15 protein-coding genes and 1 tRNA gene are annotated in these 11,674 nt (G+C 60.9%); 6 read left to right on the top strand and 10 right to left on the bottom strand.

Annotation, left to right across the window (positions count from 1 at the left end; translation table 11 throughout):
* Positions 1 to 46: 46 nt before the first annotated feature.
* The 5 genes from HX899_RS34830 to HX899_RS34810 form a co-directional block, all read right to left on the bottom strand.
* Positions 47 to 796 carry an electron transfer flavoprotein subunit beta/FixA family protein gene (locus HX899_RS34830; protein ID WP_181294564.1) on the bottom strand — a complete coding sequence of 250 codons (750 nt, stop codon included), beginning with the start codon at positions 794 to 796 and terminating at the stop codon, positions 47 to 49.
* A 186-nt stretch (positions 797 to 982) separates the two neighbouring features.
* A complete protein-coding gene (locus HX899_RS34825) occupies positions 983 to 1,768 on the bottom strand; it encodes a rhomboid family intramembrane serine protease (RefSeq protein WP_138389563.1) in 786 nt (261 codons plus the stop codon).
* A gap of 33 nt (positions 1,769 to 1,801) precedes the next feature.
* Complete coding sequence (locus HX899_RS34820; protein WP_181294567.1) at positions 1,802 to 2,380, bottom strand: cob(I)yrinic acid a,c-diamide adenosyltransferase; 579 nt, start codon at positions 2,378 to 2,380, stop codon at positions 1,802 to 1,804.
* Positions 2,381 to 2,618: 238 nt separating this feature from the next.
* Positions 2,619 to 2,822, bottom strand: coding sequence for a twin transmembrane helix small protein (locus HX899_RS34815; RefSeq protein WP_003543288.1), 204 nt, complete (start codon positions 2,820 to 2,822; stop codon positions 2,619 to 2,621).
* 18 nt (positions 2,823 to 2,840) lie between these two features.
* On the bottom strand, positions 2,841 to 3,674 hold the full coding sequence (locus tag HX899_RS34810) for an SDR family oxidoreductase (protein WP_181294563.1): 834 nt from the start codon (positions 3,672 to 3,674) through the stop codon (positions 2,841 to 2,843).
* Between the two features lie 76 nt (positions 3,675 to 3,750).
* Between HX899_RS34810 and HX899_RS34805 the strand changes: the two genes are divergently transcribed.
* A complete protein-coding gene (locus HX899_RS34805) occupies positions 3,751 to 4,674 on the top strand; it encodes a YihY/virulence factor BrkB family protein (RefSeq protein WP_029871104.1) in 924 nt (307 codons plus the stop codon).
* Here HX899_RS34805 and gluQRS read toward each other — a convergent pair.
* The gene (gluQRS, locus tag HX899_RS34800; protein WP_181294562.1) at positions 4,639 to 5,520 is read right to left on the bottom strand and encodes a tRNA glutamyl-Q(34) synthetase GluQRS; all 882 of its coding nucleotides are present in this window, start codon (positions 5,518 to 5,520) and stop codon (positions 4,639 to 4,641) included. The genes HX899_RS34805 and gluQRS overlap by 36 nt on opposite strands.
* Here gluQRS and HX899_RS34795 point away from each other — a divergent pair.
* Positions 5,519 to 6,211, top strand: coding sequence for a DNA-3-methyladenine glycosylase (locus HX899_RS34795; protein ID WP_181294566.1), 693 nt, complete (start codon positions 5,519 to 5,521; stop codon positions 6,209 to 6,211). The two genes, gluQRS and HX899_RS34795, sit on opposite strands and share 2 nt — an antisense overlap.
* A gap of 111 nt (positions 6,212 to 6,322) precedes the next feature.
* Positions 6,323 to 6,880, top strand: coding sequence for an HNH endonuclease (locus tag HX899_RS34790; RefSeq protein ID WP_003543279.1), 558 nt, complete (start codon positions 6,323 to 6,325; stop codon positions 6,878 to 6,880).
* Positions 6,881 to 6,950: 70 nt separating this feature from the next.
* Here HX899_RS34790 and HX899_RS34785 read toward each other — a convergent pair whose 3' ends face one another.
* Complete coding sequence (locus tag HX899_RS34785) at positions 6,951 to 7,466, bottom strand: disulfide bond formation protein B (RefSeq protein WP_181294561.1); 516 nt, start codon at positions 7,464 to 7,466, stop codon at positions 6,951 to 6,953.
* Between the two features lie 78 nt (positions 7,467 to 7,544).
* Positions 7,545 to 8,135, bottom strand: coding sequence for a YqaA family protein (locus tag HX899_RS34780; RefSeq protein ID WP_017995313.1), 591 nt, complete (start codon positions 8,133 to 8,135; stop codon positions 7,545 to 7,547).
* 197 nt (positions 8,136 to 8,332) lie between these two features.
* Between HX899_RS34780 and HX899_RS34775 the strand changes: the two genes are divergently transcribed.
* Positions 8,333 to 8,623 carry a hypothetical protein gene (locus tag HX899_RS34775; protein ID WP_138389568.1) on the top strand — a complete coding sequence of 97 codons (291 nt, stop codon included), beginning with the start codon at positions 8,333 to 8,335 and terminating at the stop codon, positions 8,621 to 8,623.
* Between the two features lie 37 nt (positions 8,624 to 8,660).
* Here the strand turns inward: HX899_RS34775 and HX899_RS34770 are convergent, their stop codons facing one another.
* The gene (locus tag HX899_RS34770; RefSeq protein WP_181294560.1) at positions 8,661 to 10,409 is read right to left on the bottom strand and encodes a cation:proton antiporter; all 1,749 of its coding nucleotides are present in this window, start codon (positions 10,407 to 10,409) and stop codon (positions 8,661 to 8,663) included.
* A 214-nt stretch (positions 10,410 to 10,623) separates the two neighbouring features.
* On the opposite strand from HX899_RS34770, the gene HX899_RS34765 reads away from it, so the two are divergent.
* Positions 10,624 to 10,908: a hypothetical protein gene (locus HX899_RS34765; RefSeq protein ID WP_181294559.1), complete on the top strand. Its 285-nt coding sequence runs from the start codon at positions 10,624 to 10,626 to the stop codon at positions 10,906 to 10,908.
* A 170-nt stretch (positions 10,909 to 11,078) separates the two neighbouring features.
* On the top strand, positions 11,079 to 11,366 hold the full coding sequence (locus tag HX899_RS34760; protein ID WP_003543268.1) for a hypothetical protein: 288 nt from the start codon (positions 11,079 to 11,081) through the stop codon (positions 11,364 to 11,366).
* 195 nt (positions 11,367 to 11,561) lie between these two features.
* Here HX899_RS34760 and HX899_RS34755 read toward each other — a convergent pair.
* Positions 11,562 to 11,646, bottom strand: a tRNA-Leu gene (locus tag HX899_RS34755).
* Positions 11,647 to 11,674: the final 28 nt, after the last annotated feature.

The following is an 11,674-nucleotide window of genomic DNA, read 5'->3' as shown; positions in this document are numbered from 1 at the left end:
AGCCAGAAGAAGAATGGTCATGATGATGGCTCCTGTTCCCAGCTGATTACAGCACGCCGGCTTCGTTTTTGAGCTTGTCGATCAGTTCGGCGACCGACTTGACCTTGACGCCGGCCTTGCGGCCGGACGGCTCCTCGGTCTTCAGCACTTTCAGGCGCGGCGTGGTCGAGACGCCGAAATCATCAGGGCTCTTCTTGTCGAGCGGCTTCTTCTTCGCCTTCATGATATTCGGCAGCGAGGCATAACGCGGCTCGTTCAAGCGCAGATCGGTGGTGATCACCGCCGGCAGCTTGATCTCGATCGTCTGCAGGCCGCCATCGACTTCGCGGGTTACCTGAGCCTTGCCATCACCGATCTCGATCTTCGAGGCGAAGGTCGCTTGGGCAGTTCCGAGCAGTGCTGCCAGCATCTGGCCGGTCTGGTTGCTGTCGTCATCGATCGCCTGCTTGCCGACGATGATCAGACCCGGCTGTTCGGCATCGGCCACAGCCTTCAAGATCTTGGCGACGGTGAGCGGCTCGATCTGATCGTCGGTCTCGACCAGGATCGCCCGGTCGGCACCCATGGCAAGTGCGGTGCGCAGCGTCTCCTCGGCCTTGGCCGGACCGATCGAGACGACCACAACTTCCTCGGCCTTGCCGGCTTCCTTCAGCCGCAGCGCTTCTTCCACCGAGATCTCGTCGAACGGGTTCATCGACATCTTCACATTGGCAAGCTCGACACCCGTGCCATCCGGCTTCACCCGGATCTTCACGTTGTAGTCGACAACCCGTTTGACTGGCACGAGTATCTTCATGTGGTCCTTCCTTCAGGAGAAACTGGCTTCGGAGACTTTTTTAGAAAATGCGCGTTCGGACGCCGCTCCGATTGTCGAATGGCGACATGGATACGCGTTTTTCCTCCAAATTCAACGCTTGCATGACGCCGGCAGGCGATTTGCCTCGGCAATATATGGACGTTTACGTTCACGTCAATATCGTCGTTAGCGGCGGCCCCAGGGAAATCGCTGCGCCGTCCGCCCGTCCGTGCCGGCTGCGATGGCCGGGCCGGCGCCCGGGTCGTTCCTCACGGCGCGGGGCGTGACGATCTGCCGGTCGAAGAGCGGCACACCAGGCCGGCGCAACAGCAGGATCAGTAAAGCGCCGGCAAGGATGCCGCCAACATGCGCGCCCCAGGAAACGTCGCCGTCAGGTGCAATCGCCAGCATGAAGAACTGCTGCCCGATCCACAAAAGCAGCGGCACGAAGGCCGGCAAGGGCAACGGCACACGGAAAAACACCAGCACCCAGACCCTGACGCGCGGATGAAGCATGACATAGGCGGCAACGACGCCGGAGACCGCCCCCGATGCGCCGACCAGCGGCGCTTCCGAGGTCATGGTCAGCAGGCCGTGGCAGAGCGCGCCGGCGGCCGCGCAAACGAGATAGAAGATCAGGAAGCGGAGATGCCCCATCGCATCCTCGACATTGTCGCCAAAGACCCAGAGGAAGATCATGTTGCCGGCCAAATGCCAAAACCCGGTATGGACGAAGGCGTAGGTGAGGTAGGTCAGCGGTTCCGGCACGATTTCGAGCCCCTGCGCTAGCATCGCATGGCCGAAGGCAATCGCCGGGATGTAGCCGAGCCCGACAGTCGTCGCCTGGGCTGCCTGTTCGCTCTCCAGGCTGGTCAAAAGCCAGACCGCGATATTCAGCGCGATCAGTGCGAGCGTCACCCACTGAACCTTGATATGTTTCAGCGTATTGGCATCGTGAAGTGGTATGAACATAAAGGCCCCCCGGCGATCGTGAACACGGCAAGCCTATCTGTTTTTTCCCGGAACCCAAAGTACATCCGCATGGCCTTGGTCATTTGCATGACGCGCGGCGACGAAGAGAAAATCGGAGAGGCGGTTGACGTATTTCATCGCCGGCTCGCCGACGATTTCGCCATCGGTGCGAGCAAGCGCCACCATCAAACGCTCGGCTCGGCGCGCAATCGTCCGGGCAAGATGCAGATGTGCGGCGGCCGGACTGCCACCTGGCAGGATGAAGGATTTCAGCGGCTCCAGGCCGGCGTTCAGCTGGTCGATATCGTGCTCGACGCGGTCGACCTGCGTCTCGGCGATCCGCAGCGGCTCGTAGGCCGGCGGCTCACCGGTGTCAGGGGTGGCGAGATCGGCGCCGAGATCGAAGAGGTCGTTCTGGATCGACATCAGCATGGCGTCGAGTTCAGGCAAGCCGGCCGTGTGCAGCCGCGCCATGCCGATCGCGGAATTGGCCTCGTCGATGGTGCCGTAGGCCTCGACGCGCAGATCGTCTTTGAGCCGGCGCGGACCGGACACCAGCCCGGTCGTACCGTCATCGCCTGTTTTGGTGTAGATCTTGTTGAGCTTCACCATGTCACACCGCCAGTCGATGGAGGGCGGCCACGTCACTCCACCCTCCCTCATTCCTGTGCTCGTCACAGGAATCCAGTGCGCCCAAGTCTTTGGGCGCGGGAGACTTTTTTGAACGTTGTATTTGGTTATTCACCGCGCGGACGCGCGGTGGCTGGATTCCTGTGACAAGCACAGGAATGAGGGAGTTCGAGGAGGCGATAGTACCCATATTTACCCCTCTATCGTTAGGTTAGCCCGGTCAGGTCGGACGGCCGCCGCCGGTCACCCACAGCGTCACCATGATCAGAATGACGGCGATCGCCTGCAACAGCACACGAAGCTGCATCAGCTTGTTGGAACGGTTGGGATCGCCGCCCTTCATCATGTTGAAGAGGCCGCGGATCAGGACGAGGGCGACGAGGCCCATGACGATGATCGCGAGGATATAGGTGACCGTGGACATGGCGTTCAGCTTTCTCAGTCAGTCCATCCAGCGCATCAGGCGGTAGAAGAGGCCTGCTGGAAGCAGCCGCTTCAGGAACATGCCCTGCTTAGCCGGAGTCGTTACGGGATAATGTGGCCTCGGATTTTTCGAGTTCAATGCGTGTTTCAACACAGAATAGACCGCTTCCGGGCCGAGTTTATGGCGGTTGACCGGCCCCGATCCGTCAAGTCTCGCCAATTGCCTGATGTAATCGACCGCGTGCGGCGAATTTTCGAGGTCGATATGCTCCTTGAACTTTGCGAGCGCATTGGCGGTGAACCGCGTGGCGATCGGTCCCGGCTCGATCAGGCTCACATGGATGCCGCTGCCCTGCAACTCCATGCGCAGGGTGATGCTCAGGCCTTCGAGTGCGAATTTGGACGCGGTGTAGGCGCCGCGATAGCGATAGGGGACGACGCCGAGGATCGACGAGCATTGCACGATCCTTCCCTCTCCGCGTTTGCGCATCGGCGGAATGACCTGCCGCGTCAGCTCATGCCAGCCGAAGAAATTCGCCTCGAACTGCGCGCGCAGCGTTGCCGTCGACAGATCCTCGACGGCGCCCGGCTGGCCATAGGCGCCGTTATTGAAGAGGGCGTCGATGCGACCGCCGCTGCGTTCCAGAACCGCGCCGACCAGGTCGGAAATCGTCTCGGTCCTGGCATAGTCCATCAGGAAGGCTTCGATGCCGTCTGCTTCCAGCCCCGAAAAATCGTCCGGCTTGCGCACCGTCGCGAAGACGCGCCAGCCATCTGCTTTCAGCGCCCGCGCGCAATGAGCGCCGATACCGGACGAACATCCGGTCACGACGATGGTGCGCTCTCCCGCCATGGAATGATTCCTGTACAAAATGGGACTCGTTTCCCATATTCGGCCAGAGGATACAATCTGGAAAGCCGGAGACGGAATGCCGAAGGTGCTGCGCACGATCTATGACGTGGTCTATGACGCGATCTGTCACATGGTCGAGGACGACGGCTTCGCCATGGCAAGCCATGTGGCGCTGTCGAGCCTGCTTGCGGTTTTCCCCTTCCTGATCTTCGGCACGGCGCTTGCGAGCTTCCTCGGCGCCGATCAGTTTTCCTCGACCGCCATCCACCTGATCTTCGACACCTGGCCCGAAGCGATCGCCAAACCGCTCGCCGACCAGGTGCTGCAGGTGCTGACCATTCCGCGCGGCGGGCTGCTGACGATCTCGGTGCTGGCGGCCGCATATTTCGCCTCGAACGGTGTCGAGGCGCTGCGCATTTCGCTCAACCGCGCCTACCGGGTGCAGGAAACGCGGCCCTGGTATTTCACGCGTCTCGCCAGCCTGGGCTACGTGCTGATCGCGGTCATCATCTTCACGGCGATCAGCATCCTGCTGGTCGCCCTGCCGCTGGCGCTCGACTATTCGAGGAAGTGGTTTCCGCTGTTTGCCGATACGCTCGACATCGTCTTCAGCTGGCGCATCTACGGCACGCTGGTGGTTCTGACCGTCGGTCTGCTGGTCATGCATCTCTGGCTGCCGGCCGGCAAGCGGCGGGTCTTCGACGTCATTCCCGGGGTGCTGCTGACGCTGCTTCTCTGGCTCGCCGGCGCGCTGATCTTTGCCTACTATCTCGCGACCTTCGCCAATTATACGGCAACCTATGCCGGTCTCGCCTCTGTCATGATCGTGCTGATCTTCCTCTACATGGTCGGCGTCATCTTCATCATCGGGGCGGAGATCAATGCAGCGCTGATCAAGTTCCGCGTCTTCCGGATGTTCTCCCACACGCTTTCGATCGTCGGCAGAGAGCGTGTCGAAAGGCAATCAGAACCCGACAAGGCGGCGAATATCCGCCCTTGACATGCCCTGGGCGCGCAATTCGCCAAGCCCGCTGTCGCCTTGGCTTTTCGAAAGCTTGCGGCCATCGGCGCCAAGAATGAGACGATGATGATGATAGACCGGCTGCGGCAGGCCGAGTAGCACCTGCAACAGCCGGTGCACCGATGTGGCGTGGAACAGGTCTAGCCCGCGCACGACATGGGTGACGCCCTGCAGCGCATCGTCGACGACCACGGAAAGATGATAGCTCGACGGCGCATCCGAGCGCGACAGGATGACGTCGCCCCAGACGTCGGGTTCTGCGGCAATCTCGCCTGTCCTGCCGTCGCCGGTTTCCGTCCAGAACAGCAGTTCGCCGATCAGGTCGAGCGCTTTGCGCATATCGAGCCGCCAGGCATGTTTCTTTCCCGAGGTCAGCATGTCCCGCCATTCGTCTGCCGGACGCTCGCGATCATTTGCGGGATAATGCGGAGTGCCGTCGGGATCGCGCGGCCAGGGTTCACCCGCCGCCTCGTAGGCGACGACGCGCGCCTTCACCTCGCCGCGCGTCAGGAAGGCCGGATAGACCAGTTCGCGCTCGATCAGTGCGTGCAGCGCCGCCTGATATTCGGGAAAATGTTCCGACTGCCGCCGCACCGGGCTTTCCCAGCTGATATCAAGCCATTCGAGATCCCTGAGGATGCCGGCCTCGAACTCGGGCGTGCAGCGCGTCTGGTCGATATCCTCGATGCGCAGCAGCAGGCGCGCTTGTTCGGCCTGCGCCATGTCGCGGTTCAGAAGGGCCGAGAGGGCATGTCCGAGATGCAACGGTCCGTTGGGGCTCGGCGCAAAACGAAAGACAGGCTTTTGACGCTCACTCGTGGTCATGCTTTCTTCTGCCATGGATTCGAATTTTGAACCACTGCGAGGCAATGTGCAGATCATCCGCAACGAAGACGATGTCAGGCAGGGGCTCGAAGCGCTGCTTCGCCTCGATCCGCGTCTTGCGCCGATCGTTGCGGAGGCCGGGGCCATTCCGCTCAGGTTGCGCGAGCCCGGCTTTGCCGGCCTTGCCCATATCATCGTCTCGCAGATGGTGTCGCGCGCCAGCGCCGACGCGATCTGGCGGCGCATGCTGCCGGCGGACGGTTCGCTGACGGCCGAAGGTTACGCACTGCTTCACGCCGAGGCGTGGCGCGAATTCGGCCTATCGCGCGCCAAGGCCGAGACGCTGTCGCGGATTGCCGAGGCGGTCGCTTCCGGCCGTCTCGATCTCTCCGGGCTCTGCCTGAAGCCGCCGGGCGAGGCGCTTGGCGAACTGACCGCGCTGAAGGGCGTCGGACCGTGGACGGCAGAGGTCTATCTGATGTTTTGCTGCGGCCATGCCGATGTTTTCCCGGCCGGCGATGTCGCGTTGCAGAATGCCGTCGGGGCGGCATTCGGTCTGGCCGCACGGCCGCAGGCGAAGGCGCTTGCTGAGCTTTCGGAAGTCTGGTCGCCGTGGCGCTCGGTAGCGGCACGGCTTTTCTGGGCCTACTACACCACGAAGATGCGCCGTGACATGGTGCCGATCGGCTGATCGGCAACACTCTTCAAATTGCCTTTATCCTCTGAATTTATTGGACTTCACAATCCTGTAACAACCGGCCTAATATACAGGTGCAGATGCCGAATCGATCAGGAGAGTCCCTTGACGATTGCAGTCTCCCCACAGGCCCTGCCGGCGCTCGTCCTGAACGCTGACTACCGGCCACTGAGTTATTACCCCTTGTCGTTGTGGTCCTGGCAGGACGCGATCAAGGCGGTATTTCTCGACCGTGTGAACATCATTGCAGAATATGAACATTCGGTTTCTTCGCCGAGCTTTTCGATGCGGCTTCCGAGTGTCGTGTGCCTGAAGACTTACGTTCAGCCGTCCCGCAATCCCGCTTTCACCCGGTTCAACGTCTTCCTGCGCGACCGCTTCGAGTGCCAGTATTGCGGCGCCCATGACGACCTGACCTTCGATCACGTCATCCCGCGCGCCCATGGCGGCGAGACCACCTGGGAGAATGTCGTGGCAGCCTGTTCGCCTTGCAATCTGCGCAAGGGCAGCAAGCTTCCAAAGCAGGCAGGCATGTTCCCGGCGCAGAAGCCCTACCAGCCGACGGTGCAGGATCTGCACAATAACGGCCGGCTGTTCCCGCCGAACTACCTGCATGAAAGCTGGCTCGACTATCTCTACTGGGATACCGAACTGCAGCCCTGATCGAACGGCTTACAGCGCTGCGCGTCTTTTCAGACGCGTAGCGCTATAGGACTTCAAATGCTGCATAATTTTATGAGGCGGCCTTGCGAACGCCGACAAAGGCGAAGGCTGCGAGCAGAATTCCGGCAATCACGTTCCAGCCCGCAAAAGACAGGCCGAGCACCCGCAGCGCCGCATCGGTGCAGGACGGGCCCTTGATGGTGTTGAGCTCACCGAGCAGATCGCCGGCATTGGTCGCCATGCTGCTTGCCGTCGTTGAGCAGGTGGCCGGGCCAGGCCAGAAATGCCATTCGACACCGGCGTGATAGACACCCATGCCTGCCGTCACCAGCATCAGCATGCCGGCCGCGAGAATGAGCGCCCGGGTGATCCAGTTCGGCAGTCCGACGAGCTCGGAGATGGCGGCCAGGATCGCGATCGGGATGGCGTAATAATAGGGCTGCCGTTGCAACAGGCAGAGGGCACAGGGAATATAACCGCCGATATACTGGAAGCCGAGCGCGGTGCCGACCGCCGCCGCCATGCCGATGGCGAGCAAAATGGAATAGACAAAGCCGGGGCGGGCGAGCGGCGAGGAAATAGTCATGGCGGAGCTCCGCGAGTTTAGTAGAGCATGAGATGCAGATTGAGATTTTAGGCCTGTGCGGCCGAAAATCATCCTCGCCTAGTGAGCGAAAGAGCGGTAGCCGACATATAGCACGATCACGGTAGCGGCACCGATGCCAACGATTTGGCCGAGGCGCTTCTCGATGAAGTCACGGATCGGCTCGCCGTAGCGGCGCAGCAGCCAAGCGAGGAAGAGGAAACGCGCGCCGCGTGCAATAATCGCCGAAACAATGAAAAGGCCCAGATTGACGTGAATGACGCCAGACAGGATCGTCACGATCTTGATCGGCGGCAGATGCGCAAGACCTGATGTGACAAGCAGCAGCAGGATCCACTCGTAGGTGACATAGGCCTTCATCTGCTCAAAGGCATCGAGCTTGCCATAGAATTCGAGAACCGGCCGCGCCACCGTCTCATAGGCGTAAAAGCCGAGCGCCCAGCCGGCGATGCCGCCGAGTACGGATGCGACGGTCGCGACCAGCGCGTAGCGATAGGAGCGTTCCGGCCTGGCAAGCGCCATCGGCAGGAAGAGCACATCGGCGGGGACGAGAAAGATGGAGCTTTCGACGAAGGCGATGACGGCGAGCCAGATTTCGGCCGATTTGCGCGCGGCCAGAGACATGGTCCAGTCGTAAAGTCTGCGGAGCATTCCGTTTCCTTCCTGTTGCAGTGCAAAAGAGCTTTAGGGGCCGTGCGCGGCGCTGTAAATGCTCGCCCGTGTCCTTCCTGCCACCGCCGTCAAAAAATTTTCGTGATGCGGGGTGTCAGCGCCTCTCCCAAGATTTCGCAGGATTGCGAATCTGCCATTCTGCGGCAAGCTGATTTAGGGTCGACGTGCAAGGTGGCATGAGAATGTTCAAAGTGATCGAAGGCGGCCGTGGGCGGGCCGTGCAAATGGATAACTGGTCCGAAGAGGGGCGCGGACCAAGCAAAGAGGACGTGCGCCGGGAGGCTGCCCGACGGATCAGCGAGAGCGGTTATCATCTGTCCCGCATCCGGGAATTCGCGACCGGTGTGCCAATGCTGGCGTCTCTCAAACACTTGTCGCTGCAGATCGATTTCGCAGCCGAGACGTTGTCGCGGCTTGATCCAATCCCGGAGGATTTCCGCTCCGACGGCTATTGGCCGGCGGGCTGAGGCAATCACGGTAGCGTGACATGCGGCGCTGTTTGCGTCAGGACAGGTCCATCGACTTTTCCCATTGCTGCCGCAGGACGTTCATCTCCGTCCGCTTCTGGGCCATTTCGCTAACGGCGGCGCGCAGATGTGGATGGTGCGACATGAACATGTTGAAGTCGCGCCGTTCGAGCACCTCGAACTGGCAGAAGTCGACGGCGATGACGTCGGCGGTGCGCCGTGCGCCGGTCAGCAGCGCCATTTCCCCGAAGAAGGCGCCCGGATCCAGACGGATCGCGCCGCTGGCGAGCCGCACTTCCACCGCGCCGGACGAGATGAAATACATGCTGTCGCCGCGGTCACCGCGGCGGATGACGCGTTCGCCTGGTGGAGCGGATTTCGCCTTGAAGAGCAGCAACAGTTCCTCCTGCGCGTCCTCGTTGACTTGGGAGAACAGCGGGAAAGTCTCGATCAGCTGCTGCATCTTCAGTTGATGCTGGCGCTCGCGCTCTTCGCCGAGCGCCCTGATCTTTTCCAATTCTTTGCCGAGCGCCTTCTGCCTCTTCCTGCCGTAGCTTTCCCAGAGGGAGGGCCATTTCGCATGGATATATTTCTTCAGCCCGTCGGTTGCGAAGATCACGATCGGGTTGAGCGTGATCGACAGGATCGCGGCAGCCAGGATCAGATCCTGGCCCTCATGCGGCAGGAGGCCGAGTGAGACGCCGAGGCCGGCGAGGATGAAGGAAAACTCGCCGATCTGGGCAAGGCCGCCGGCCAATGTCAGTCCCATGCTGATCGGATATCTGAGCAGGATGACGATGAGGAAGGTGATGATGCCCTTGCCGAGGATGACGAGCGCCAGCGCGCCGATCACGGCCAGCGGCTGGCGCACCAGGATCGAGGGGTCGAAGAGCATGCCGACGGAGACGAAGAACAGCACGGAGAAGGCATTCTGTAGCGGCAGCGAGTCGGCGGCCGCCCTGTGGCTGAGCTGGGATTCGCTCATGACGACGCCGGCGAAAAATGCGCCGAGCGCAAAGGAGACGCCGAAGATTGCCGCCGAACCGAAGGCGATGCCGAGAGCGATCGCCAAGACCGTCAGTGTGAAGAGTTCGCGCGAGCCGGTGCGGGCGATCATCGTCAGCAGCCAGGGCACGATGCGAGGACCGAGGAAGATCGCCATGGCGGCGAAGGCCAAAACCTTCAGCAGCGTCAGGCCGATCGTCAGCGCAAGCGGCAGGTCACCGAGGCCGTGATTGGTCGTAGTGCTGGCATTACCACCCAGAAGCTCTGCGAGCGCCGGCAGCAGCACCAGCGCCAGCACCATCACCAGGTCCTCGACGATCAGCCAGCCGACGGCGACGCGTCCGCTTGCCGCGTTGACGAGATTGCGCTCCTCCAGCGCCTTCAAGAGAACGACCGTGCTCGCCACCGACAGGCTGAGGCCGAGGACGATGCCGGCGCCGAGGCTCCAGCCCCAGAGTTTGCAAAGGCCGATGCCCAAGAGGGTGGCGAGGATAATCCGTCCGATCGCGCCAGGCACGGCGATACCGCGCACGGCGAGCAGGTCGGAGGCGGAAAAATGCAGGCCGACGCCGAACATCAAAAGAATGACGCCCATTTCGGCAAGCTGGCCGGCAAGGGCGGTATCGGCGACGAAGCCCGGCGTGAACGGCCCCATCAGGATGCCCGCCATCAGGTAGCCGACGAGTGGCGGCAGCCGAAGCCGGTCGGCACCATAGCCCAGGATCGCCGCGAAAACGAAACTGACGGCGACCGTCGCGATAAGTCCTACTTCCTGATGCACGTCCGCCCTCTCTTGTGATAGCGGCGGCCACTTTGGACGAAGCGCAAGCAAAATTAAACAGTTGATTTGGGGGATGGGCTACTGTTTGAGGCCTTCGTTCTCAGTCCTGACCAGTGCGGCGCAGACGTCGTCCACGGCACGGTCGGGCCGTCACCGATGTTGGAACCACTTGCGTCTTGTCTCGTTGCCCTTTCATCAGACAAGGAGAAACGACATGCGGAAGATCATCCTGAACTGTACTGTGGCGGCCCTTGCCGCCTGCTCGTTTGCTGCGCCTGTTCTTGCCGACAGCGTCTATGTCAGGGAGCATTCCTATGACGACGGCTATCGCCACGAGCGGGTACGACCCGGCATCACCATCAGCGAACGTGGCGTTACTTTTGGTGCTGTGCGCGAACGTGAGCACCGCCGCTACCGCGATAATGGCTGCGAAACCAGGAGCGTCACCCGACAGACCGACGAAGGCGAGGTCACCAAGACGGTCCGTCGCTGCAATTAACGAAAAAAATATGCGATAAGGACGAAGCCCGGTTCCGACGAGCCGGGTTTTCGCCTTTTGTGGCAAGAATATCTCAATGCGGTGGTGAAAGTCGTCTGTCGGTGTTATGAGCACGCCTTTGGTAAAAGCGCGTTCCCAGCGCAAACACCGCCCGCACAGGATCTTTTAGTATGATTGAGCTTACGCCGTCCCAGATCGCCGCACTTAAACTCGCCAGGGATGGAGACCTTTATCCTCAGCCAGCCAATAAATGGACGCACGAGAATGCGACAGTTACTTATGCAAAAACTGACCGGTGGAAAGAGCGGCCTCAGAAAATAAAGTCGGTCACTGCCAAGACGTTGGGCGAGTTGAAGGAGCCGGGTTTTCTCGAAAGGCGGCACCTGGATGACGACGCATCAAAAGACGTCTACGGCATCACGATGGCCGGCAAGATGTGGCTGCTGAAGAATAAGTAAGCTTCGCTTAGATGCGAAATTCCTTCCGTAGGGCCATCGATTCTTTGAGGCAAGGCAAGGCATTTGAGATGATGGTGCAGCCAACCGGAGCATTATAGAACCCGTCCGCCTTCGTTCCTGACGGAACTACGGCGCGACAGCCTCCGCTTAGCTGCTCTCTTCGGCTTGCCGAGCCGAAGCTCACAGAGCGAAGGCTGGTGCCCCATGCCGGAGTCGAACCAGCACTTCTTTCGAAACTCGATTTTGAGTCGAGCGCGTCTACCAATTCCGCCAATGGGGCAACGGATATGAACGGGCGGCTGTCTAAC

Source organism: Rhizobium sp. WYCCWR 11146 (assembly GCF_013591995.1).
In the GTDB taxonomy this organism is placed as follows: domain Bacteria; phylum Pseudomonadota; class Alphaproteobacteria; order Rhizobiales; family Rhizobiaceae; genus Rhizobium; species Rhizobium indicum.
This window is presented reverse-complemented; position numbering and strand designations above follow the sequence as displayed.

Coding starts and splice junctions, on each gene's coding strand:
- HX899_RS34830 (WP_181294564.1), bottom strand. CDS start 796: ATGAAGATACTCGTGCCAGTCAAACGGGTTGTCGACTACAACGTGAAG.
- HX899_RS34825 (WP_138389563.1), bottom strand. CDS start 1,768: ATGTTCATACCACTTCACGATGCCAATACGCTGAAACATATCAAGGTT.
- HX899_RS34820 (WP_181294567.1), bottom strand. CDS start 2,380: ATGGTGAAGCTCAACAAGATCTACACCAAAACAGGCGATGACGGTACG.
- HX899_RS34815 (WP_003543288.1), bottom strand. CDS start 2,822: ATGTCCACGGTCACCTATATCCTCGCGATCATCGTCATGGGCCTCGTC.
- HX899_RS34810 (WP_181294563.1), bottom strand. CDS start 3,674: ATGGCGGGAGAGCGCACCATCGTCGTGACCGGATGTTCGTCCGGTATC.
- HX899_RS34805 (WP_029871104.1), top strand. CDS start 3,751: ATGCCGAAGGTGCTGCGCACGATCTATGACGTGGTCTATGACGCGATC.
- HX899_RS34795 (WP_181294566.1), top strand. CDS start 5,519: ATGCTTTCTTCTGCCATGGATTCGAATTTTGAACCACTGCGAGGCAAT.
- gluQRS (WP_181294562.1), bottom strand. CDS start 5,520: ATGACCACGAGTGAGCGTCAAAAGCCTGTCTTTCGTTTTGCGCCGAGC.
- HX899_RS34785 (WP_181294561.1), bottom strand. CDS start 7,466: ATGACTATTTCCTCGCCGCTCGCCCGCCCCGGCTTTGTCTATTCCATT.
- HX899_RS34780 (WP_017995313.1), bottom strand. CDS start 8,135: ATGCTCCGCAGACTTTACGACTGGACCATGTCTCTGGCCGCGCGCAAA.
- HX899_RS34775 (WP_138389568.1), top strand. CDS start 8,333: ATGAGAATGTTCAAAGTGATCGAAGGCGGCCGTGGGCGGGCCGTGCAA.
- HX899_RS34765 (WP_181294559.1), top strand. CDS start 10,624: ATGCGGAAGATCATCCTGAACTGTACTGTGGCGGCCCTTGCCGCCTGC.
- HX899_RS34760 (WP_003543268.1), top strand. CDS start 11,079: ATGATTGAGCTTACGCCGTCCCAGATCGCCGCACTTAAACTCGCCAGG.